General features: G+C 48.1%; 24 protein-coding genes. 23 read left to right on the plus strand and 1 reads right to left on the minus strand.

Features of this window, described 5'->3' with window-relative positions:
* The first annotated feature begins 375 nt into the window (after nucleotides 1–375).
* From KIV40_RS18655 to fliJ, 14 genes are all read left to right on the plus strand, one after another.
* On the plus strand, nucleotides 376–1,506 hold the full coding sequence (locus KIV40_RS18655; protein WP_005531042.1) for a flagellin: 1,131 nt from the start codon (nucleotides 376–378) through the stop codon (nucleotides 1,504–1,506).
* An 80-nt stretch (nucleotides 1,507–1,586) separates the two neighbouring features.
* Nucleotides 1,587–2,015, plus strand: coding sequence for a flagellar protein FlaG (gene flaG / locus KIV40_RS18660; RefSeq protein ID WP_285350705.1), 429 nt, complete (start codon nucleotides 1,587–1,589; stop codon nucleotides 2,013–2,015).
* 20 nt (nucleotides 2,016–2,035) lie between these two features.
* On the plus strand, nucleotides 2,036–4,048 hold the full coding sequence (gene fliD, locus KIV40_RS18665) for a flagellar filament capping protein FliD (protein WP_285350707.1): 2,013 nt from the start codon (nucleotides 2,036–2,038) through the stop codon (nucleotides 4,046–4,048).
* Nucleotides 4,049–4,354 carry a flagellar protein FliT gene (locus tag KIV40_RS18670; RefSeq protein WP_285350709.1) on the plus strand — a complete coding sequence of 102 codons (306 nt, stop codon included), beginning with the start codon at nucleotides 4,049–4,051 and terminating at the stop codon, nucleotides 4,352–4,354.
* A gap of 12 nt (nucleotides 4,355–4,366) precedes the next feature.
* Complete coding sequence (gene fliS / locus KIV40_RS18675; RefSeq protein ID WP_005433081.1) at nucleotides 4,367–4,777, plus strand: flagellar export chaperone FliS; 411 nt, start codon at nucleotides 4,367–4,369, stop codon at nucleotides 4,775–4,777.
* A 285-nt stretch (nucleotides 4,778–5,062) separates the two neighbouring features.
* Complete coding sequence (locus KIV40_RS18680; protein ID WP_285350711.1) at nucleotides 5,063–6,529, plus strand: sigma-54 dependent transcriptional regulator; 1,467 nt, start codon at nucleotides 5,063–5,065, stop codon at nucleotides 6,527–6,529.
* 192 nt (nucleotides 6,530–6,721) lie between these two features.
* On the plus strand, nucleotides 6,722–7,753 hold the full coding sequence (locus tag KIV40_RS18685) for an ATP-binding protein (RefSeq protein ID WP_285350713.1): 1,032 nt from the start codon (nucleotides 6,722–6,724) through the stop codon (nucleotides 7,751–7,753).
* Nucleotides 7,754–7,789: 36 nt separating this feature from the next.
* Entirely contained in the window at nucleotides 7,790–9,199 is a 1,410-nt protein-coding gene (locus tag KIV40_RS18690) for a sigma-54 dependent transcriptional regulator (protein WP_005531056.1), read from the plus strand.
* A 126-nt stretch (nucleotides 9,200–9,325) separates the two neighbouring features.
* Nucleotides 9,326–9,637 (plus strand): flagellar hook-basal body complex protein FliE, encoded by a 312-nt coding sequence (gene fliE, locus KIV40_RS18695; RefSeq protein ID WP_005438670.1) that lies wholly within the window; start codon nucleotides 9,326–9,328, stop codon nucleotides 9,635–9,637.
* A 15-nt stretch (nucleotides 9,638–9,652) separates the two neighbouring features.
* Complete coding sequence (fliF, locus tag KIV40_RS18700) at nucleotides 9,653–11,395, plus strand: flagellar basal-body MS-ring/collar protein FliF (RefSeq protein WP_285350716.1); 1,743 nt, start codon at nucleotides 9,653–9,655, stop codon at nucleotides 11,393–11,395.
* Nucleotides 11,388–12,443 carry a flagellar motor switch protein FliG gene (gene fliG, locus KIV40_RS18705; protein ID WP_005433061.1) on the plus strand — a complete coding sequence of 352 codons (1,056 nt, stop codon included), beginning with the start codon at nucleotides 11,388–11,390 and terminating at the stop codon, nucleotides 12,441–12,443. Before fliF ends, fliG begins: the two co-directional genes overlap by 8 nt.
* Before the next feature lie 114 nt (nucleotides 12,444–12,557).
* On the plus strand, nucleotides 12,558–13,358 hold the full coding sequence (fliH, locus tag KIV40_RS18710; RefSeq protein WP_045377440.1) for a flagellar assembly protein FliH: 801 nt from the start codon (nucleotides 12,558–12,560) through the stop codon (nucleotides 13,356–13,358).
* Between the two features lie 3 nt (nucleotides 13,359–13,361).
* Nucleotides 13,362–14,681, plus strand: a complete 1,320-nt coding sequence (fliI, locus tag KIV40_RS18715; RefSeq protein ID WP_005433019.1) for a flagellar protein export ATPase FliI — start codon at nucleotides 13,362–13,364, stop codon at nucleotides 14,679–14,681.
* 6 nt (nucleotides 14,682–14,687) lie between these two features.
* The gene (gene fliJ / locus KIV40_RS18720; RefSeq protein WP_005433085.1) at nucleotides 14,688–15,131 is read left to right on the plus strand and encodes a flagellar export protein FliJ; all 444 of its coding nucleotides are present in this window, start codon (nucleotides 14,688–14,690) and stop codon (nucleotides 15,129–15,131) included.
* A 36-nt stretch (nucleotides 15,132–15,167) separates the two neighbouring features.
* Here the strand turns inward: fliJ and KIV40_RS18725 are convergent, their stop codons facing one another.
* Entirely contained in the window at nucleotides 15,168–15,482 is a 315-nt protein-coding gene (locus tag KIV40_RS18725) for an NIPSNAP family protein (RefSeq protein WP_045369513.1), read from the minus strand.
* Between the two features lie 261 nt (nucleotides 15,483–15,743).
* Between KIV40_RS18725 and KIV40_RS18730 the strand changes: the two genes are divergently transcribed.
* The 9 genes from KIV40_RS18730 (at nucleotide 15,744) to flhB (ending at nucleotide 23,352) form a co-directional block, all read left to right on the plus strand.
* Nucleotides 15,744–17,753, plus strand: coding sequence for a flagellar hook-length control protein FliK (locus KIV40_RS18730; protein ID WP_285350720.1), 2,010 nt, complete (start codon nucleotides 15,744–15,746; stop codon nucleotides 17,751–17,753).
* A 36-nt stretch (nucleotides 17,754–17,789) separates the two neighbouring features.
* Nucleotides 17,790–18,290 carry a flagellar basal body-associated protein FliL gene (fliL, locus tag KIV40_RS18735; protein WP_050906749.1) on the plus strand — a complete coding sequence of 167 codons (501 nt, stop codon included), beginning with the start codon at nucleotides 17,790–17,792 and terminating at the stop codon, nucleotides 18,288–18,290.
* Between the two features lie 7 nt (nucleotides 18,291–18,297).
* Nucleotides 18,298–19,344, plus strand: coding sequence for a flagellar motor switch protein FliM (gene fliM / locus KIV40_RS18740; RefSeq protein WP_005433073.1), 1,047 nt, complete (start codon nucleotides 18,298–18,300; stop codon nucleotides 19,342–19,344).
* 98 nt (nucleotides 19,345–19,442) lie between these two features.
* Nucleotides 19,443–19,853, plus strand: a complete 411-nt coding sequence (fliN, locus tag KIV40_RS18745) for a flagellar motor switch protein FliN (protein WP_005433003.1) — start codon at nucleotides 19,443–19,445, stop codon at nucleotides 19,851–19,853.
* A gap of 1 nt (nucleotide 19,854) precedes the next feature.
* Nucleotides 19,855–20,268, plus strand: coding sequence for a flagellar biosynthetic protein FliO (fliO, locus tag KIV40_RS18750; protein WP_285350724.1), 414 nt, complete (start codon nucleotides 19,855–19,857; stop codon nucleotides 20,266–20,268).
* A complete protein-coding gene (gene fliP, locus KIV40_RS18755; RefSeq protein WP_285350725.1) occupies nucleotides 20,255–21,124 on the plus strand; it encodes a flagellar type III secretion system pore protein FliP in 870 nt (289 codons plus the stop codon). Before fliO ends, fliP begins: the two co-directional genes overlap by 14 nt.
* Nucleotides 21,125–21,151: 27 nt before the next feature.
* Nucleotides 21,152–21,421 (plus strand): flagellar biosynthesis protein FliQ, encoded by a 270-nt coding sequence (gene fliQ / locus KIV40_RS18760; RefSeq protein ID WP_005433008.1) that lies wholly within the window; start codon nucleotides 21,152–21,154, stop codon nucleotides 21,419–21,421.
* Between the two features lie 8 nt (nucleotides 21,422–21,429).
* Nucleotides 21,430–22,212, plus strand: a complete 783-nt coding sequence (fliR, locus tag KIV40_RS18765; protein ID WP_005433005.1) for a flagellar biosynthetic protein FliR — start codon at nucleotides 21,430–21,432, stop codon at nucleotides 22,210–22,212.
* 9 nt (nucleotides 22,213–22,221) lie between these two features.
* Nucleotides 22,222–23,352: a flagellar biosynthesis protein FlhB gene (gene flhB, locus KIV40_RS18770; protein WP_005433060.1), complete on the plus strand. Its 1,131-nt coding sequence runs from the start codon at nucleotides 22,222–22,224 to the stop codon at nucleotides 23,350–23,352.
* The last annotated feature ends 101 nt before the right edge of the window (nucleotides 23,353–23,453 follow it).

The following is a 23,453-nucleotide window of genomic DNA, read 5'->3' on the forward strand; positions in this document are numbered from 1 at the left end:
TCTATCGCAAGCGTCAAGCTCAATCCTTGCGCAAGCGAAACAAGCGCCTAACTCAGCGCTAAGCCTACTAGGTTAATTGATAACCTAAGGCGAGAATCCCATTGGCTCGTGGTGAGAGATGAGCGAGTAAACCCAGCTTCGGCTGGGTTTTTTTATGTCTGTTTTTGAGGTTTGGACAAGCTTGAGTTACTTCTAGTTACAATATTAGAGATGCATCACACTTCAGTAAGCCAAAGAAATTAATCGCAAAAAATTGAAAATTTCTCCTAAAGGATATTTATAGGCCGCCGTTAAAGGGACTGAGAGAAATGAGATGTACCTAAGTGAGGTGAGAGACACGACTGTACATCAACTAAAGCCTTAAGGAGATCAACTATGGCGATTAACGTTAATACTAACGTTTCTGCGATGACCGCACAGCGTTACCTAAACCAAGCGGCTGAAGGTCAACAAAAATCAATGGAGCGTTTGTCTTCGGGTTATAAAATCAATAGCGCGAAAGATGATGCTGCAGGTCTACAGATTTCTAACCGTTTGAATGCACAGAGCCGTGGTCTAGACATGGCTGTGAAAAACGCGAACGACGGTATTTCTATTGCACAGGTTGCTGAAGGTGCAATGAATGAATCTACCAACATCCTACAACGTATGCGTGACCTATCGCTTCAATCTGCGAACGGTTCAAACTCGCGTTCTGAGCGTGTAGCGATTCAAGAAGAAGTAACAGCACTTAACGACGAACTAAACCGTATCGCTGAAACAACTTCATTTGGTGGTAACAAGCTTCTTAACGGTACTTACGGTACTCAATCTTTCCAAATCGGTGCGGACTCTGGTGAAGCAGTAATGCTTTCTATGGGTAACTTACGTTCTGATACTTCTGCAATGGGCGGTAAGAGCTACTCAGCAGAAGATGGCAAAGATGCATCTTGGGCAGTAGGTGATAACACTGAACTTAAGATGACTTACACCAACAAGCAAGGTGAAGAGAAAGAGCTGACTATCAACGCGAAACAAGGCGATGATATCGAGCAGCTAGCAACTTACATCAACGGTCAAAGCGAAGATGTAAAAGCATCTGTTGGTGAAGATGGCAAGCTACAAGTATTCGCTGCTACTCAAAAAGTAACAGGCGATGTAGAGTTCTCTGGCAACCTAGCGGGTGAAATTGGCTTCGGCGATGCAAAAGACGTAACGGTTAAAGACATCGACGTAACCACAGTTGCAGGCTCTCAAGAAGCAGTAGCGATCATTGACGGCGCACTAAAATCAGTAGACAGCCAACGTGCGTCTCTTGGTGCATTCCAAAACCGTTTCAACCACGCTATCAGCAACCTAGACAACATTAACGAGAACGTTAACGCGTCTAACAGCCGTATTAAAGATACTGACTACGCGAAGGAAACGACAGCAATGACTAAGTCGCAAATCCTTCAACAAGCAAGTACTTCAATCCTGGCACAAGCGAAGCAGTCACCATCTGCAGCGCTAAGCTTGTTGGGCTAATTGGGTCGACTCAGCCTAGTGATACCATCACCAACGCGATAGACCTAATCGTTAGCTCATAAGGTGGAAGGGAGATTGTAATGGAAATATCCTCCTACACGTCGAACATCCAGCCTTACGGCACACCGAGTGGCACAAAAGTTGCTAAAGAAAATGGCATAGGCACGCCTAGCACAGCAAGTTCTAACGGCACCGCTCCCGTTGAAAAACCGAACGATGCCGAACGCGAACTCTCTGTTCAAGCTGCGATTGAAATGGCGGAATCTCGCCAAGAGCTGAACAAAGAAGAACGCGAAAAAATGGTCGAGCAAATGAATGAATTTGTGAGCGCCATGAATAAAGGGGTAGCGTTTCGAGTCGATGAAGAATCGGGCCGAGACGTTGTGACGATTTACGAAGCCACAACCGGTGATGTAATTCGTCAGATCCCTGATGAAGAAATGCTCGTGGTATTGCGTCGCCTAGCTGAGCACACAGCTAACCGTGGTTTGTTAGTTGAAAAGGTGTAAGTCGTTTTTGAGGTGATTTGATGAGTTTAGGCCCTTTGGGGATGTCTGGCGGCATGGATATCAATTCCATGGTCAGCAAAATTGTAGATGCCGAGCGTGTGCCAAAGCAGCAACGCATCGACAACGAGCGCGCGACAATTGACGCCAGCATCAGTGCCTATGGGCGACTCAGAGAATCGTTGGATACGATGAAGAATCTCATGACGAACTTTCGTCAGGAGAAGGCGTTTGCCGTTCGTTCTGTAGAGACAACGGACGACGCAGTCGTATCCGCGACCGCAACAACAGACGCTATAGCCGGTAAGTATGCTATCGATGTGTTGCAGCTTGCACAGAGCCATAAAGTGGCTTCTGACGTTTTGCCAGAAGACGCCAAGTTTGGCGCTGGTAAGCTGCAGATTTCTCTTGGTGATGACACCTTCGACGTTAATGTCCGTTCTAGCTCTGAGCTAGTTGATGTCGTTCGTGGAATTAACGGCGCTAAGGATAACCCTGGCGTACGTGCTTCCGTTATTAACGACGTAGAAGGGCCGCGTTTGATTCTTGCTTCGAACCTTTCGGGCAAGGACCATCAAATCAAAGTCAGTGTGGATGCCGAAGCCGGAAATCCCCTGAAACATTTCGAATACAAAACTCTGGAAGACCGAGTGAACGCGCTTGAAGAAGCTCGTGAAGAGGCAGAAGCCGTACTTGGCCCCCTTAAAGAACCAGAGTCAAACACCGATGCAGACCAACCTGAACAGGTGGATGCAGACGGCAATCCTATACCTCCTGAAGAACAAAAAGCGGCAGAGAATGCGCAAGATGGCGCAACGGATGAACCGATCTCTGCAGCGGGTGCCGCTGCGGCGAAAGCAGGACAAGAAGCAATTGATGCTGCCAATAAACGAGCGGGTATGCGTCCGCAAGACAGCATCCCCGGTTGGACAGAAACCGCTTCAGGCACACTCCTAGATTCTTACCGTCCGCCAGAATTAGAGCTGGATGAAGAAGCCATCGCGAAAGCACCAGACGTTCCGGGCTGGAACAATGCAGCCTCAGGTACGCTGACTGACTCTTACGTCACAACCAAAGAAGCTAAACAGCAGCTCGAACAAGAGAAAGCGGAAATTGAGCAAAAGATTGCCGATGAAAAGCAAGAGCTTGACCAAAAGGTGGCTCGTGGTGAACTGACGGAAGAACAAGCGAAGCAAATCCATCGCGCTAAACTAGAGCCAGAAGAGCGTGAGCGTCTTGAGAAAATCGACGTTGCAGAGGCTAAGATCGCAGAAGCGCAAAAAGCCTTTGAAGTGTATTCAGGCATGACTGAAGTGCAAGCTGGTCAGGATTCGCAAGTGATGCTTGATGGCGTTGCACAGCTTTCGAGCCACAACAACGTGATCGAAGACGCCATTGAGGGGGTGAACCTGACGCTGAAAGGCAAATCGGAACTGGGTAAACCCCCGGCTGAGATTGGCGTTGAGTATGATCGTCAGAGTGTACGGTCAGATATTGAAAACTTCGTCTCCGCGTACAACTCGTTCTATCAAACCTCTAAAGCACTTGCCAGTGTCGACCCGACGACAGGCCAGAAAGGACCGTTAGCGGGTGACAGTACGGTACGTAACGCTGATGCACGTTTGAAATCGGTCTTTTCAACCTCGATAGAGAAAGCACCGGAAGATCTGAAATCCTTGACTGAGTTCGGTATCACCACCACACGTCAAGGTACGTTAGAAATCAACTATGACATGTTGGATCGCCAATTGAACAACAACTTTAACGAGTTGGAGAAGTTCTTTGGCGGTAACACAGGTTTCGCGAAACGCGTTGAAGACGCAATCCAAGGCATTACCGGCTTTACGGGTAGCATCCGTACGCGAGAGAAGAGCCTAACTGAACAAAACTACCGCCTTGGAGACGACCAAGCGGCATTGGATCGCCGCATGGACAGTTTAGAGAAGCGTACTCACGCTAAGTTCGCCGCGATGCAAGATGCAACGGGTAAGATGCAGGGCCAACTCGGGGCGCTGATGAACGCGTTGGGTCAATAGATGAAAGATGCACTCATAGAAATTAGTGATATTGATCAACTAATTACGCAAGAGCTGGAAAAAGTCGACTTTAATACTGAAGAAATCCTTCACTTGGTCGATATCAGGGAACGGTTATTGCAAAACCTGCTGTCCATTGTTGAGAACAATCCATTGGTGAAGCAGGAAGCAGAGTGGCAAGACTTGCTCACTCGTACCAAAAGTATTGTTGAGCTGATGCAAAACGAAACCACTAAAGTCGGTAAAGAGCTTCACAAGTTCCGTTATGGTCAACGTTCGCTTCAGCAGTACAAAAAATTTATATAAAAGAGGAATACTATGCGCGGTTCTTTGCAAGCATACAAAAAGGTATCAGTCGACAGCCAGCTGAGTGCGGCGTCTCCGCACAAAGTCATTCAAATGCTAATGGCAGGTGCAATTGAGCGTCTGATCCAAGGTAAAGCAGCAATGCAAGCAGGCAACATTCCTGCAAAAGGTGAACGCTTGGGTAAGGCGTTGGACATCATCATCGCACTGCGTAGTTGTCTATCTATGGAAGATGGTGGTGACATTGCTTCAAACTTAGATTCACTTTACGAATTTATGATCACTCAGATCTCGGCTGCGAACCACCAGAATGATCCTCAACCAATTGATGATGTTATTGATATTATTCGCGAAATCAAATCAGCTTGGGACCAGATTCCTACTGAGTTCCACAACCTAACGGCAGCGGAAGTCGGCATTTAATCGATAAAACAATACCTTACTTAATGAGTAGGGTATTGTGCCAAATTGCATAGAAATGAGTTAGATAAAGTTACAATAGAGCTCACACCTCTTTATTGCTTGGTTGCCTTATTTTTTTATTCAAATAAAATAGAAGTCATTAGTGGCCCTAATGGCTTTTTTTTGTTGCTGATTTTCCTATTTTGTCTATCGCTAATTGAGAGTGGTCCCCCCTTTCTAACACTCAATTGCGCAAATCAAGGTCTGGCCGCAACAACCCCATAATAAAGGCAATCATTCTTACTTATGCAAGGTTTGGCAAAGCTGCTTGTAATCGATGACGATGCACCAAGTCGTTTGAATATAAGCAATATATTGGAATTTGTTGGAGAAAGTTGCGAAGCGGTCAGTTCTGATCAGCTAGGCGATGTTGACTGGTCAGCCGTTTGGTCAGGCTGCATTGTCGGTAACATCTCTGCGGGTCATGCAGCGACAGCGGTGATGGCTCACCTCAACGAAGCGTACCATATCCCACTTCTCGTCATGGGCTCTTTCCCATTGCCCGTTGATGATTTGCCAAACTTTGTCGGTGAATTAGAGCAACCGCTCAACTACCCGCAACTTAGCGAAGCGTTACGTCATTGCAAAGACTTCCTTGGTCGTAAAGGCGTAAACGTGGTAGCAAGCGCACGCAAAAACACGCTTTTCCGTAGCCTTGTAGGCCAAAGCCGAGGCATTCAAGAAGTTCGTCATTTGATCGAACAAGTATCAGGTACTGAAGCAAACGTACTTATCTTGGGTGAATCTGGTACAGGTAAAGAAGTGGTAGCACGAAACATTCATTACCATTCTGCTTACCGCAATGGTCCGTTTGTGCCTATCAACTGTGGCGCCATTCCCCCAGAGCTACTAGAAAGTGAACTGTTTGGTCACGAAAAAGGTGCATTTACTGGTGCTTTAACTGCGCGTAAAGGCCGTTTTGAATTGGCTGAGGGTGGCACCATCTTCCTTGATGAAATTGGCGATATGCCGATGTCGATGCAAGTGAAGTTATTGCGTGTACTGCAAGAGCGTTGCTTCGAGCGTGTTGGTGGTAATACGACGATCAAGGTGAACGTTCGAGTGGTAGCAGCAACACACCGAAACCTAGAAGGAATGATCGACGACGGCACATTCCGTGAAGATCTTTTCTACCGTTTGAATGTCTTCCCAATTGAAATGCCAGCGCTAAAAGCGCGTAAGCAAGATATCCCATTGTTGCTACAAGAGCTGATGACTCGCCTTGAAGCGGAGGGTGGACAGCCAATCTGCTTTACGCCTCGTGCCATCAATTCATTGATGGAGCATAACTGGCCGGGTAACGTCCGCGAGCTTGCTAACCTTGTTGAGCGTATGGTGATCCTGTACCCGAATAGCCTAGTGGACGTGAATCACTTACCAACCAAATACCGTTACAGCGATATCCCAGAATTCCAACCAGAAGGTAACCCATTTACCTCTGCGGAAGAGCAAGAACGCGATGTGTTCCAAGATATCTTCTCTGAGAACTTCAGCTTTGATGAGCAGAACGATCTGGACCACAACATGAATGCACCTCAAGGATTGCCACCAGAAGGGGTGAACTTGAAAGAGCTGCTTGCGGATATGGAAGTCAACATGATCAGCCAAGCGCTTGAAGCACAAGGTGGTGTGGTAGCAAGAGCTGCAGATATGCTAGGGATGCGACGCACAACACTGGTTGAGAAAATGCGTAAGTACAACCTTCAACGCTAGGGTCACCCTGGCGTTAAAGCGGTTGAATCTCAGGCAGCTTGTTATCTTTTCTGACAATAAAACCGCACATTTCTTAGTGTCAACTTCTTGTCGATGACATAACGCTATGATAAATATAGAAAACAGCTTGGTACGCTAATTGCTTGCCAAGCTGTTTTAGTATTTAAATGGCGATATTTCGACAGGCAGTGAATGGACAATAACACCAACCAATCCCATTTAGACTCAGTAGAGAATCAAGTAGAGCGTTATAAGCAGGTTTTGGACGTGATGCCCGCTGGTGTGATCTTACTAGATACCCACGGTGTGGTGCGTGAAGCCAACCCAGAGGCGCACCGCATTCTTGAAATTCCACTGGTCGACGAGAAATGGTTCAACATCATCCAAGCGGTGTTTGATCCGCGCGAAGATGATGGTCATGAAGTCTCACTGCGCAATGGTCGTAAAGTTCGTCTAGCGATCTCGGCATCGGCGACTGGCCAACTCATTTTGATCACCGATCTAACGGAAACGCGTTTACTGCAATCTCGCGTGAGTGACTTACAACGTTTGTCATCGTTAGGCCGTATGGTGGCGTCTTTGGCACACCAAGTCAGAACACCATTATCGAGCGCCATGTTGTATGCATCTAATTTAGCAGCGCCAAATCTCCCTCCGGCGACAAAAGATAGATTTCAAAGCAAATTAATGGATCGACTGCACGATTTGGAAAAGCAGGTTAATGATATGCTGCTTTTTGCTAAAGATGGTGATAATAAAGTCATTAAGCCTTTTAACATTTCTCAGTTAGTTGCTGAATATCAGCCAATGGTCGAAACCGCGCTGAAGAACAACAACATTGACTACTTCCTAGAAGTGGAAGAAGAACACACTGAGCTGTTAGGCAACGCTAACGCCATTGCTTCAGCACTGAGTAACTTAGTGATGAACGCGATTCAGATGTCAGGAAAGGAATCGCAGATAGATGTCTTTTTCCGCCCTGTGAACGGTGAATTGCGCATTTCTGTGCAAGACAGCGGTCCGGGTGTACCAAAAGAACTGCAAGCAAAAATTATGGAGCCATTCTTTACCACGCGTTCTCAAGGAACCGGGTTAGGGCTCGCTGTGGTTCAAATGGTTTGCCGTGCCCATGACGGCCGATTGGAACTTATTTCAGAGCAGGGTGATGGAGCCTGCTTTACCATGTGCATTCCGCTAGAGCGAGTGCAAGCAGAAGCGCAGTAAGCGGCTTTTGTCGATAACAATTACTGGAGAATCATAATGGCGCAAAGCAAAGTGCTGATCGTAGAAGACGATGAGGGTCTTCGTGAAGCCCTAGTGGATACTCTGGCTCTGGCAGGGTACGAGTGGTTAGAAGCCGATTGTGCGGAAGACGCGTTGGTTAAGCTGAAGTCGAACGCGGTAGACATTGTGGTTTCTGACGTGCAAATGGCAGGCATGGGCGGTTTGGCTCTGCTACGTAATATCAAACAGAATTGGCCAAACATGCCAGTTCTTCTTATGACGGCTTACGCAAACATTGAAGACGCTGTGTCGGCAATGAAAGAAGGTGCGATTGATTACATGGCGAAGCCATTTGCACCAGAAGTTTTGCTCAACATGGTGAGCCGTTACGCACCAATCAAAAGTGATGACAACGGTGATGCAGTCGTAGCAGACGAGAAAAGTCTGCGTCTATTGGCTTTGGCTGACAAAGTGGCGCGCACCGATGCTAACGTGATGATCTTGGGCCCAAGTGGCTCGGGTAAAGAAGTCATGTCTCGTTACATTCACAACGCTTCAAACCGTAAAGACGGCCCCTTTGTTGCGATCAACTGTGCAGCGATTCCAGACAACATGCTGGAAGCGACACTATTTGGTTACGAGAAAGGTGCATTTACTGGCGCGGTACAAGCGTGCCCGGGTAAATTCGAACAAGCCCAAGGCGGTACTATCTTGCTGGATGAAATCAGTGAGATGGACCTAAACCTACAAGCGAAACTGCTGCGCGTTCTTCAAGAGCGTGAAGTGGAGCGTTTGGGTAGTCGTAAGAGCATCAAACTGGATGTACGTGTATTGGCAACCAGTAACCGTGACCTTAAGCAGTATGTGTCGGAAGGCAACTTCCGTGAAGATTTGTACTACCGCTTGAACGTATTCCCAATCTCATGGCCTGCACTGTGTGAACGTAAAGGTGACATCTCGCCATTGGCTCAGCATCTAGCAGAACGTCATTGCAGCAAGATGGGCATGCCTGTGCCGAAGTTCTCTCAAGTCGCGTTAGATAAGCTGCTTCAATACCCTTGGCCGGGTAACGTTCGTGAGCTGGATAACGTGGTTCAGCGTGCTCTGATTTTGAGTGAAAACGGTGACATCGATGCAGAACACATTTTGCTAGAAGGTGTAGATTGGCAAGATGCGAGCAGCCTGCAGTCTGTGGTTCAAAACTCAGAGGTCTTGGTGCCCGATGTTAAGCCTGTCGCGCAAGTTGAATCGATCAACCGTGTGGCTGTCGGTGGCGAAGGTCTCGGTGGTGAACTGCGTGACCAAGAATACGCGATCATTTTGGAAACGCTGATCGAATGCAACGGTCGTCGTAAAGAAATGGCAGAGAAACTGGGCATCAGTCCACGTACTTTGCGCTACAAACTTGCCAAAATGCGTGACGCTGGTATCGATATTCCGGCTTAGTATTCACATAAATAGCCATAGGACAAAAGTGTGGGTACACTACGGCACTATTGTCTTATGGCACAGTAATTGCTGTGTCAATAATCAGTTTTATTTAATAGTCAAACTTTTGGCTTAGAGGTGACAATGAAAGTTGATGGTATTCAGGCAGAAATGCGCGCCATGATGGTGGAGGCGACCAACACCGCTCCCGTTGCAACAGGTGCGAAAGTTGGGGCAGATTTTGGTGATCTCCTAACGAAAGCCATCAATAACGTAAACTCACTTCAAAAAGCATCGGGCGATCTGCAAACGCGTTTTGACCGTGGTGATGCCGATGTTTCCCTTTCTGACGTTATGATTGCTCGTAACAAGTCCAGTGTTGCCTTCGATGCCACTGTACAAATCCGCAATAAGCTCGTTGAGTCCTATAAGGATCTCATGAACATGCCAGTGTAATTTTAGGTAATAAGTGTGGCAGACAAGTCAACAGATTTAACCGTCACTGATGGCGGCGCAGATGGTGCACTGATCGCTGGCTCAGATTTGGATGTGGATAGCCAAAACCCAGATCTTGAAGAGCGCAGTGCGTCAAAATTCGATATGGCAGTGGGAGACCTCGATTTACTTCGTCAGGTCGTATTAGTGCTGTCCATCTCTATCTGTGTTGCGTTAATCGTAATGCTTTTCTTCTGGGTGAAAGAACCGGAAATGCGCCCACTTGGTGCATACGAAACCGAAGAACTGATCCCTGTGCTGGATTACCTCGACCAGAAAAAAATCAATTACAAGCTAGATGGCAATACTATTTCGGTTGAATCGAGCGATTACAACTCGATTAAGCTAGGCATGGTGCGTGCAGGTGTTAACCAAGCAACAGAGGCGGGCGATGACATTCTGCTGCAAGACATGGGCTTTGGTGTATCACAGCGCTTGGAACAAGAGCGTTTGAAGCTCAGTCGTGAGCGCCAACTTGCGCAAGCCATCGAAGAGATGAAGCAGGTGCGTAAAGCGCGTGTTCTTCTCGCTCTACCAAAACACAGCGTGTTTGTTCGTCACAACCAAGAAGCGTCTGCTTCGGTATTTTTGACGCTCTCTACAGGCGCAGACCTGAAACAACAAGAAGTGGATTCCATCGTTGATATGGTGGCGAGTGCTGTTCCGGGAATGAAGACTTCTCGTATTACGGTAACCGATCAACACGGTCGTCTACTGAGCTCAGGTTCCCAAGACCCAGCATCTGCTGCACGTCGTAAAGAGCAAGAGCTAGAACGCAGCCAAGAGCAAGCGCTGCGCGAAAAGATTGATTCAGTACTTCTGCCTATTCTAGGTTTTGGTAACTACACCGCTCAGGTAGATATCCAGATGGATTTCAGCACCGTCGAGCAAACTCGTAAAAACTTCGATCCGAATACGCCGTCTACGCGCAGTGAATATGCGCTGGAAGATTACAACAACGGCAACATGGTTGCGGGCATTCCAGGTGCATTGAGTAACCAACCGCCAGCGGATGCGTCTATTCCGCAGGACGTGGCGCAGATGAAAGACGGCACATTGACTGGTCAAGGCTCAGTACGTAAAGAATCGACGCGCAACTTTGAGCTTGATACCACCATCAGCCACGAACGCAAGCAAACCGGTACGTTGGCTCGTCAGACCGTTTCGGTTGCAATCAAAGACCGCCGTACTGTGAACCCAGATACGGGTGAGGTGACGTACACGCCGCTTTCAGAATCTGAAATCAACGCGATTCGCCAGGTGCTGATCGGTACCGTCGGCTTTGATGAGAACCGCGGTGACTTGCTTAATGTACTGAGTGTGAAGTTTGCTGAGCCAGAGCTTGAGCAAATGGTTGATCCACCTATTTGGGAACATCCAAACTTCAACGATTGGGTTCGTTGGTTTGCAAGTGCGCTAGTGATCATCGTGGTTATCTTGGTTCTGGTTCGCCCTGCAATGAAGAAATTGCTCAACCCAGCAAGTGGCGACGAAGACGAAATGTACGGACCAGATGGCTTGCCAATTGGTGCGGATGGTGAAACCAGCCTGATTGGTAGCGACATCGAAAGCGGTGAACTGTTTGAGTTTGGTTCAAGCATTGATCTGCCTAACCTGCACAAAGATGAAGATGTACTCAAAGCAGTACGTGCTCTGGTGGCAAACGAGCCAGAGCTTGCTGCTCAAGTTGTGAAAAACTGGATGAACGAAAATGGCTAACGATATCGTACCTCAAGATGAAAACGGCGCAGGTTTGCCAGCGGAGTTTGATGTCTCTAGCATGACAGGCGAAGAGAAAGCGGCGATTTTGCTGCTGAGCCTGAACGAAAACGACGCGGCTGGCATCATCCGTCACCTAGAACCAAAACAGGTTCAGCGTGTGGGTAGCGCAATGGCGCGAGCGAAAGACCTAAGCCAAGACAAAGTGTCTGGTGTGCATCGCGCGTTTCTAGAAGACATCCAGAAATACACCAACATCGGTATGGGCAGTGAAGACTTTATGCGTAATGCGCTGGTGGCTGCTCTGGGTGAGGACAAAGCAAACAACTTGGTTGACCAAATCCTATTGGGCACTGGCTCGAAAGGTCTGGATTCACTTAAGTGGATGGATCCTCGCCAAGTGGCAAGCATCATTGTCAACGAACACCCGCAAATCCAAACCATCGTACTTTCGTACTTGGAAGCGGACCAATCGGCAGAAATCCTTTCTCAGTTCCCAGAGCGTGTGCGTCTGGATCTGATGATGCGTATTGCCAACCTAGAAGAAGTTCAGCCATCAGCACTGGCAGAGCTGAACGAAATCATGGAGAAGCAGTTCGCGGGTCAAGCGGGTGCACAAGCGGCGAAGATTGGCGGCCTGAAGGCAGCAGCAGAAATCATGAACTACCTAGACAACAACGTCGAAGGTATCTTGATGGAGCAAATTCGCGACCAAGACGAAGACATGGCTACACAAATCCAAGATCTTATGTTCGTATTCGAGAACTTGGTGGAAGTGGACGACCAAGGTATTCAGAAATTGCTGCGTGACGTTCCGCAAGACGTTCTGCAAAGAGCACTTAAAGGTGCCGACGATTCTCTACGTGAGAAAGTGTTCAAGAACATGTCTAAACGTGCCGCTGAGATGATGCGCGACGATATCGAAGCAATGCCTCCGGTTCGCGTAGCAGACGTAGAAGCGGCGCAGAAAGAAATCTTGGCGATTGCTCGTCGTATGGCAGACGCTGGCGAAATCATGCTGTCTGGCGGCGCAGACGAGTTCTTATAATCCTTTCTTGTTCCTCCTGTTTAGGCGGGAGGAACGCACTTCTGTAGTAATGCACTTTTTCAAAGCACTTTATTTTCAAAATCAATTTCAACATAGACAGATTGTAGGTTAAGCATGGCTGGCGATAGAAAACGTGGATTTATCCGTCCTGATGAAGACGATGCGATGATCGAACCGCAGCGCTGGGGGTTACCTGATTACGGTGAGCCGAAAGCAAAACAAGCCAAACAAACTGCGTTTAACTACGATCCAGGTTGGGTGCCAAACTTTGACGAATCAGAAGAAGAGCAAGTTCTTGAACTGACAGAAGAACAGATTGAGTTGATCAAGCAAGGCGCTTATCAAGAAGGTCTGTATCAAGGTCAAGAAGCGGGCTTCAAGCAAGGTTACGACAAAGGCAAAGAAGAAGGCATTCAAGCCGGTCATGCAGAAGGTCTCGAACTCGGAAAAGCGGAAGGTGTTACCGCTGGGCAAGAGTACATTCAGCAGCAGGTGGAAACCTTTATGAACTTGGCCAACCAGTTTGCTCAACCTTTGGAGCTGATGAACGCTCAGGTTGAAAAGCAGCTGGTGGATATGGTGCTGTGCCTAGTCAAAGAAGTTGTGCATGTGGAAGTACAAACCAATCCTCAAATTATTCTCGATACGGTGAAGCAGTCTGTAGAAGCGCTGCCTATTTCTGGTCATCCAATCACCTTGCACTTGAACCCTGACGATGTGGCGATTATTCGCTCGGCATACGGCGAAGAAGAGCTTGATTGCCGTAATTGGACTTTGGTGGCGGAGCCTTCATTGAACCGTGGTGATGTACAAATTGCTGCTGGCGAATCGAGCATCAATTACCGTATGGAAGAACGCATAAAAAGCGTATTGAACAGCTTCTGTGGCGCAAATCGTCATCAAGGGGGCGAGTAGTCCATGCAAGCCTTGGCCGACCGTTTAAAAAACTACAAAGTTGAAGGCTTAACTACGCGTCCGGTTGCTTCAGGCAAGCTTGTACGTGTTGTTGGCTTAACCTTGGAAGCGACAGGCTGTCGTGCTCCGATTGGCAGTTTGTGTTTGGTCGAAACCATGTCCGGTCATATGGAAGCGGAAGTGGTGGGTTTTTCTGGTGATAACCTTTTCTTGATGCCAAGTGAGCAAATCACAGGCATCTTACCCGGCGCGAAAGTGACGCCGTTAACCAGTGAAGCGGGTTTGCCCGTTGGTATGGAGCTACTTGGGCGTGTGATTGACGGTGTGGGTAACCCACTGGATGGACTCGGCCCGCTTTATACCGATCACCGCGCTTCGTTCAATGCTGAGCCAATTAACCCATTAGCGCGTAAGCCCATTTCTGAGCCACTTGATGTGGGTTTAAAAGCCATCAACGGCTTGCTGACGGTGGGTAAAGGTCAACGTATCGGTCTGTTTGCGGGTTCTGGTGTGGGTAAATCGGTCACTCTTGGCATGATGACGCGAGGCACGACGGCGCAAGTTGTTGTCGTTGGCCTGATTGGTGAACGTGGACGCGAAGTAAAAGAATTCATCGAAGAAATTTTGGGTGAAGACGGACGCCGCCGTTCTGTGGTGGTAGCTGCCCCTGCCGATGCTTCACCTTTAATGCGTTTGAAGGGCTGTCAAACGGCACTGACGATTGCCGAATACTTCCGTGACCAAGGATTAGATGTTCTTCTACTGATGGATTCACTGACCCGCTTCGCTCAAGCGCAGCGTGAAATTGCATTGTCTGTGGGTGAGCCGCCTGCTACCAAAGGTTACCCGCCTTCGGTATTTGCTAAACTGCCAGCGTTGGTAGAGCGAGCGGGTAACGGTGGCGATGATCAAGGTTCGATCACTGCGTTCTTTACCGTTCTGACCGAAGGTGACGATCTGCAAGATCCGATCGCCGATGCATCACGTGCGATTCTTGATGGTCACATTGTCTTGTCTCGTGAAATGGCGGATGCAGGCCACTACCCAGCCATAGATGTCGAGAAATCGGTGAGCCGTGTTATGCCGCAAATCACTACTGAAGAACATGTATTGATGTCGAAAGCGGTACGTCAGGTGTTGTCGATTTGCCGCAAGAACCAAGATTTGGTGTCGATTGGCGCTTATAAACCGGGTACTGATCCTGCTATCGATGGCGCATTTACCCTCAAGCCAAAACTGGACGAATACTTGCAGCAGCGCATGAAAGAGTCTGTGCCTTATGACATGTGCGTCAACATGTTGAAGAGCATCTTGGGTGGGTAATAGCGTATGAATAACGCGATGGAATTCCTACTCGAGCAAGCAAAAGAACGCGAAGACCAAGCGGTGTTGGCGCTCAACAAAGCACGCTCAGAGCTAGATGATTACTACCGCCAAGTAGAGCAAATTGAAAAATACCGCTTAGATTACTGCCAGCAGTTGGTAGACCGTGGTATGGCGGGACTCACCGCAAGCCAATACGGCCACTTAAACCGCTTCTTAACCCAGCTCGATGAAACGCTTTCCAAGCAAAAACAGGCAGAAAACCACTTTAAAGAGCAGGTGGTGAACTGCCAAGATTACTGGCTAAACATGCGTAAAGAACGGATGTCTTACGAGTGGATGATTGAAAAGCGCGAGAAAGAAAAGCAAATGGCGGAAGCTAAGCGTGAACAAAAACAAATGGATGAGTTTTCTACCTTGCTTTACAGCCGAAAACCGCAACGTTTCTAAACGTTTCTCATCGTTATATTGCGTTAGTGCTGCTGGTTACATCTCTACTGATTCAAGCAAGGTTACTTTGACGGAGTCTTGCTCTATCAACTCAAACACTTTTGGTCGAATCTCGCTAATCCACCACTCATTGTAAGTCTCTGCGTATATCGTTTGTCGCGCTTGTTCACTGTCGAACTCACGTAACCAGACAAAGTAATCGTGCCCATCTTCACCCGTGTGAACATAGGTGTTTAGGACACGCATGCCTTTGGAGCGTTGGTAGGGCAGCAACTCGTCTTTCATCCACGTTAACCATTGTTCAGTTTTGCCAGTTTTAATTTTATATTGGCGGAGTTCTGTGACTTTCAAAGCGATTCCTTATTGATTGAGCAAGGCTTCTGTTTACTCTCTAACGAACGGCCAGTCAAATTGCAAAGGCCTTTGTGTCTGCTGCAAGTTTGATCTTTGTTCCATCAGTATCCCTGATTCGTACCGTCAGAAAATCCACGCTGAGCGTTGGCGTGATTTTTGCAATTTGTCCGTCAGTATCGGGTCTTGTGACCTAAGTTTGCCGCCCATGTGCAATCCGACAGCGACTTGCTCAACGCTGCCGATGACGAGAGTTTCTATATGAATGTGAATTTATCCAATGTTTCTGCAACCAATAAGGCGTCGGTTTCCGATTCTTCAAATAAAGTTGATGCAGAAAACCCTGAAAGAAAAGGTTTTTTTGAAACCTTAGCTGGGGTATTTACTGATTCACAAAAAAACGAAAAAGCAGTTGCGAAATCTGATGCACCAGACGCTGCTGTAGAAACCTCGGAGGAGGCTGGGAAGGTGGTATCCCAGAACTCACAAGGTGAGAGCCAAGAAAAAGTCGCGCAAGATGCAGGCAATGCGACCTCGACAGAATCAACCGATGAGTTGCTTGCTCAAGGGGAAGGGAAACAAGCGACGAATAGTTCTGTTGAATCCTCAGAAAATGCCACTTCTTCTAGCAATGTTAAGGCATCAAATTCATCAGACGACACAAGCCCAAGTGAAACGAAAGTGAGTAAAGCTGATGTCGCTGATCAAGCCTCCGATTCTCAAGTAAAAAGTGCAATGGGAGAGGGACAGCAGTTATTGGGTCGCATAGAGCAAGCAAACCAAACGCTTAAGCCTAATGAGCAATTAGTTGATAGCGGCAAAGCATTGCCACCAGAGGCAGCCCAAACCCAAGGTGCCTCTCAACAAGCCAAAGACCATGTGGTTACTTCAGATCAACAAGCGGCATCAACCTTGGTGAAATCTGTCGAGCAAGGTGATGTTTTACCAATCCGTGCAGCAGAAAAAGTAGCATTGGATGCAAATGGTAAACCTATTGCAACAGCGGTAGAGGTTTCACCAAATGCACAAACAAGCAATGCGGCGCAGAGTACTGCGTCTACACAAATTGACTGGAATTCACCAAGCTCTCAAGCCGCCCATAATGAAGCGATGGTAAATGCTACGACGCAAGCGGCGGTTAACGGTCAAGTTGTTACACAAGGCGCGCAGGTGTTAGCGGGGACTGAAGCGCTACAATCCGTATTGCCAACAGATGCACAGACAACGAATACCGAGGTTGCGGACGTAAAGCTTATCTCACTGGATGAGCTGCAAGTTATCGAGAGTAAACTTGCTCAAGGAAAGCCACTGTCTCAGCAAGAACTTGATGTGATTGAGGGGCTAAAAACAGGTGAAATGGTTGCGGATATCCCTGTGCAAGAATTAGCGCAATTCGCGGCTTTGCCAAGTGATGTAAAAGTGGTGATGGCAGAGCATCAAGCCGTTCATAACCAAACTCGTGTGGCCGCTTCAACAGTGGCGGCTCAACAGGCTCATCAGCTAGTCACGCAGGACATGAAGCACGCTGCAGCTCAAGCGAGTGGGCAGGTAGCCGTATCCCCAAATGCTGACAAAGCAGCGTTATCTGCAATGCCAGAAGCGCTAGTGGCAGCGAATTTAAACCCAGCAGCGCAGGCGGCTTCTAGTGCAGAGCTGAGTAAGAAAGTGATGAATGCTGGCCTTGCTGCAGGCGCATTGAAAGGTGCAACGAATAAGCAAGATAAGCCTGACCCACAACATGGTTTGGCGGGACAAATTCAAGCGGCAGCAGGTCAACAAGGCGTGACGGCTCAGCAGCAAGCGCGTGTCGATGCTGCGCAGCAGGCACAGTTACCGTTGCAACTAACCAAAGAACTGGCCAATGACCAAGTGGCCGAGAAAGTACAAATGATGATGTCGAAGAACTTAAAGAACCTCGATATCCGTCTTGATCCGCCAGAACTTGGTCGTATGCAGATCCGCATGACAATGAACAACGATCTTGCCAATGTTCATTTTACGGTGGCAAACCCGCAAGCGCGTGACTTGATTGAACAAACGCTGCCTCGACTAAGAGAAATGTTGGCTCAGCAGGGCATGCAATTGGCAGATTCTTCGGTTCAGCAACAGAGCAGTGGCCAGCAGCAGAGTGGTTACGCTAATGCGGAACAAAACGGTCAAGGCTCTCAAGGTCGTGGATTTTCTGGCCAGTCAGATGAAAACTTTGATGCCGACACGAATCTTGATTTGAATGTGGTTTCAAAGCGTGATGGAATTAGTTTTTACGCATAAAATAGCGGCCTAAAAACAGAACAATAAGAGACAGTAATGGCAGAAGAACAGCTACAAGGTGCGGATGCACCAAAAGGAAAAAGTAAGTTACTGATCATCATTATCGCAGTGGTGGTTTTGCTGCTCGGTGGTGGTGGTGCAGCCTTCTTTTTGATGGGGTCTGATGAACCTGCGCAAGCCGCACAAGCGGAGCAAACACAAGCGCAAACGGCAGCCGCGCCAATCGCGTATGTGAACATCGCACAACCGTTTATTTTTAACGTGACGGGTGACCGTCGTGACAGACTAGTACAAATCAAAGCCCAACTGATGGTGCGCGGCAGTGAGAATGAGCAACTAGCTCGTTATCACTCTCCACTGATCGAAAGCTCACTGCTATCGACGTTTGCTTCTGCGACGGTAGAGCAATTGCGTTCACCAACTGGTCGTGTGGAATTGCGAGACCGTGCTTCTGATGACATCAAAGCGGCGTTGAATGCTGCGGTGGGTAAGCCAGTGATTGAAAAAGTACTGTTTACAGATTTTGTAATTCAATAGGTATAACGTGACCGATCTATTAAGCCAAGACGAGATTGATGCGCTACTGCACGGGGTTGACGACGTTGATGACGTTGATGAACCCATGGATGCCGGCGACGAGAGTGCCGTCAGTTTCGACTTCTCGTCTCAAGACAGGATTGTCCGTGGTCGGATGCCGACGCTCGAACTTATCAACGAGCGCTTTGCCCGACACATGCGAATCAGCCTGTTTAACATGTTGCGTAAAACCGCTGAGGTGTCGATTAACGGCGTACAGATGATGAAGTTTGGTGAATACCAAAATACGCTGTACGTACCGACAAGTTTGAACATGGTGCGCTTCCGTCCACTAAAAGGCACGGCTCTGATCACCATGGAAGCACGCTTAGTGTTTATTCTGGTAGAGAACTTCTTTGGTGGCGATGGTCGTTTCCACGCCAAAATTGAAGGTCGTGAATTTACCCCAACTGAGCGTCGCATTATCCAGCTTTTGCTGAAAATTGTTTTCGAAGACTACAAAGAAGCGTGGTCGCCGGTGATGGGTGTGGAGTTCGAGTATCTCGACTCCGAAGTAAACCCAAGCATGGCCAACATCGTGAGCCCAACCGAAGTGATTGTGGTGAGCTCATTCCACATTGAAGTCGATGGCGGTGGTGGTGATTTCCACGTGGTCATGCCGTACTCAATGGTGGAACCGATCCGTGAATTGCTCGATGCGGGTGTTCAATCTGACAAGATGGAAACCGACGTTCGTTGGAGTTCTGCACTGCGTGAAGAGATCATGGATTGCCCAGTTAACTTCCGCGTGAACTTGCTAGAGAAAGACATTTCTCTGCGCGATTTGATGGAGCTGCAACCAGGCGATGTCATCCCGATTGAGATGCCTGAGCACGCGACCATGTTCATCGAAGATTTACCGACTTACCGCGTGAAGATGGGTCGCTCCGAAGATAAGATGGCGGTACAAATCTCCGAAGAGATTGAACGCCCTCACGTTGTAAAAACCGATTTAGCGTTCTTGGGCAAAGACATCATGTCTGAACTTGAGCACGACGACGATAAAGACGATTAAAACCCTTACTCAATACCATCGCCTCGCTTCTGACCCTCAAACAAACGGTCATGAAGGAAGAAATAGGGCGCAAGTAAGGTTTAACACAGGACAGAAAAATGGAACCAAGTGACGATCAAAAGCTAGCAGACGAATGGGCAGCCGCTCTTGGCGAAGACCCGTCTGCACCTTCAATTGATGTTGATGAAGTATTGGCAGCGCCACTGGAAGAGTTGAAAGACACCTCTAGCCCAATCACGGATGATGAGCGTCGTAAGCTCGACACCATCATGGACATCCCAGTCACCATTTCGATGGAAGTGGGCCGTTCACAAATTAGCATCCGTAACCTGCTGCAGTTGAACCAAGGTTCGGTTGTCGAACTTGATCGCCTTGCGGGTGAATCGCTCGACGTATTGGTGAACGGCACTTTGATTGCACACGGCGAAGTCGTGGTCGTCAACGATAAGTTTGGTATTCGTCTTACCGACGTGATCAGCCAAACTGAACGCATCAAAAAGCTACGTTAATATGAGCAGTTCAATCAAAACTCGATTGAAGCAAATCACAGGAGCACTTGGCTTAACGCTAAGTGCTCCTTATGCATTTGCTGCCGCGCCAAGTAATTTAGATTTGGCGACAACGCTGGGCTCATTAGTGTTGGTGATTGGCGTGATTCTTCTGCTTGCTTGGATGTTGAAACGCATGCAAGTGCCAGCACTAGGTCAGCAAAAAGGGCTGCGCATTGTTAGTCAGCTACCCGTTGGTACGAAAGAACGAATTGCGGTCTTCCAAGTCGGTGAAGAGCAGTTTTTGGTGGGCATCACTAGCCAATCTATTCAAACGCTTGCCAAACTTGAAACGCCATTGAAAGAGGAAGAGTTGGCTTCCGGTGCTTTTGCTAGCCAGTTCAGCCAACTAATAAAAAAACATGACAAAGGATAACTCAATCCGCCTGATGCTCAGCACCTTTGTGTTGCTGATTGGCGTACTGTTTTCTTCGCTTTCGTTTGCTCAAGCAGAGGAATCCGCGCTTCCTACTAATCTGGCTGAAGGCGACAGCGTGACAGTAAAAGCAATGGAGAACGAGTCGAGTTCCAGCCGCAGCATGTCGGTGGGCAATGGTGGAGGCATTCCCGCTTTCACCATGACGACCAATGCCGATGGCAGCGAAGACTACTCGGTCACGCTGCAAATTCTTGCGTTGATGACCATGCTTGGCTTCTTGCCAGCGATGGTGATTTTGATGACCTCATTCACTCGTATCGTGGTGGTAATGTCCATCTTGCGACAAGCAATGGGTCTGCAACAAACGCCTTCGAACCAAGTCATCATTGGTATTGCGCTCTTTCTTACCTTCTTCGTGATGTCGCCGGTTCTGAATGAGATTAATGACAACGCGATTCAGCCTTATTTGAATGAGCAAGTGACGGCGCGCCAAGCGTTCGATGCTGCGCAAGTTCCAATGAAAGCCTTTATGCTTAAGCAGACACGAATCAAAGACCTAGAGACCTTTGTGAACATGTCTGGTGAGCAGGTAACGAACCCAGAAGATGTCTCTATGGCAGTGTTGATTCCGGCATTCATTACCTCTGAGCTCAAGACCGCGTTCCAAATTGGTTTCATGTTGTTCCTGCCGTTTTTGATCATCGACCTGGTTGTTGCCTCGGTGTTGATGGCGATGGGTATGATGATGCTTTCACCAATGATCGTATCGCTGCCATTTAAGCTGATGTTGTTTGTGTTGGTGGACGGTTGGAATCTGATATTGTCGACACTCGCCGGCAGTTTTGCCCTTTAGATTGGCACAGAGAGAAGAGGGTAAGACATGACTCCTGAAATGTTTGTCGAGCTTTTCCGTGACGCACTGTGGATGGTGCTGATCATGGTCTGTGCCATTATCATCCCAAGTTTGCTTATCGGTCTTGTCGTTGCCATTTTCCAAGCGGCAACCTCTATCAACGAACAAACGTTGAGTTTCTTACCCCGTTTGATTGTCACTTTGTTGGCACTGATGCTGTTTGGCCACTGGATGACACAGATGTTGATGGAATACTTCTTTGGTTTGATTGAACGCCTACCACAGGTGCTTTACTAGAGGCGCGTATGGAGTATCCGACCCATATCGTCCTCGACTGGATCGCAAACTACTTTTGGCCCTATACCCGCATCTCTGCCATGTTGATGGTGATGACGGTAACTGGGGCACGCTTCGTCTCGCCTCGAATTCGTCTCTATCTTGGTCTCGCGATTACTTTTGCGGTCGCACCTGCGATTCCTGCCGTGCCTCAAGACATCGAGTTGCTCTCTTTCCGTGGTTTTATGACCATTGCAGAGCAAATCGTTATTGGCGTTGCGATGGGCATGGTGACCCAGTTTATGATTCAAACCTTTGTTCTACTTGGTCAGATCTTGGGTATGCAATCGAGCTTGGGCTTTGCCTCGATGGTGGACCCCGCGAACGGTCAAAACACGCCTTTGCTTGGTCAGCTGTTTATGTTTTTGGCGACCATGTTCTTCCTCGCTACCGACGGGCATTTAAAAATGCTGCAATTGGTGGTGTTCAGTTTTAAAACCTTGCCGATTGGGTCCGGTTCGCTCAATGCGGTCGACTTCCGTGAAATGGCGAGTTGGCTTGGCATCATGTTTAAGACAGCACTAAGTATGTCGTTGTCGGGCATTATCGCGCTGCTGACGATTAACTTGTCATTCGGTGTAATGACACGTGCTGCACCACAGCTGAACATCTTCTCGCTTGGTTTTGCCTTCGCCTTGATGGTGGGCTTGTTACTTTGTTGGTACATCTTGGCTGGTTTGTACAGTCATTATGAATTGTTCTGGGCTGTGGGTGAGGAACAGATTTGTAACCTCATTCGCTTGGATTGCTAGGAGGCTGGATTGGCAGAGTCAGACGGTCAGGAACGCACCGAAGAAGCCACACCCCGACGGTTACAACAAGCCAGAGAAAAGGGGCAGGTTGCTCGGTCTAAAGAGCTCGCATCGGCATCAGTGCTGATCGTGGGCGCTATCGCCTTGATGTGGTTTGGCGAGTCTTTGGCGCGCTCTTTGTTTTCAATTATGAGTCGCTTGTTTGATCTTACTCGTGATGAAATCTTCGATACCGCGAAGCTATTCGATATTGCCTTTGGAGCGATGACGGATCTGCTGTTCCCACTGTTCCTTATTCTTATCACTTTGTTTGTTGCCGCCATGATTGGTGCAGCGGGCGTCGGTGGTATTAGCTTTTCTGCCGAAGCGGCGATGCCAAAGCTCTCCAAGATGAACCCGCTTAGTGGTTTAAAGCGCATGGTCGGGATGCAGAGTTGGGTCGAGCTGATTAAATCAATTCTGAAAGTCGCATTGGTGACGGGGATGGCGATCTATCTGATCCAAGCTTCGCAAGCGGATTTGATTCAGCTAAGCATGGATGTGTACCCGCAAAATATCTTCCACGCTTTGGATATTTTGCTCAACTTCATCCTGCTGATCAGTTGCTCCTTGCTTATCGTCGTGGCGATCGATATTCCGTTCCAGATTTGGCAACACGCTGATCAGCTTAAAATGACCAAACAAGAGATCAAAGACGAATACAAAGAGACCGAAGGTAAGCCGGAAGTGAAAGGTCGTATTCGTATGTTACAGCGAGAAGCGGCTCAACGTCGAATGATGGCCGATGTGCCGCAGGCCGACGTTATTATTACCAACCCGGAGCACTTTTCTGTTGCGTTGCGTTATAAGCAGAAAACCGATCGAGCTCCAGTGGTGATCGCCAAAGGTACCGACCATATGGCGATGAAGATCCGAGAAGTGGCACGTGAACACGACATTACCATTGTGCCAGCTCCGCCATTGGCACGTGCGCTTTACCATACCACAGAGTTAGAGCAGGAAATTCCAGACGGTTTATTTACTGCCGTGGCACAAGTTCTGGCGTTTGTGTTCCAACTTAAACAGTACCGTAAGCGTGGTGGGCAACGACCGAAGATTCAGGATTACGACTTACCAATCCCACCAGAACATCGTCACTAATGAAAATAATTGCATGGTGTGATTAGACAAAAATTCACATTAGATCAAAGGATTGTGATTTCTTTGAGCAACCAGTCATTATTTTGGCGTTAATCATGGTA

It is taken from the genome of Vibrio sp. D173a, assembly GCF_030248475.1.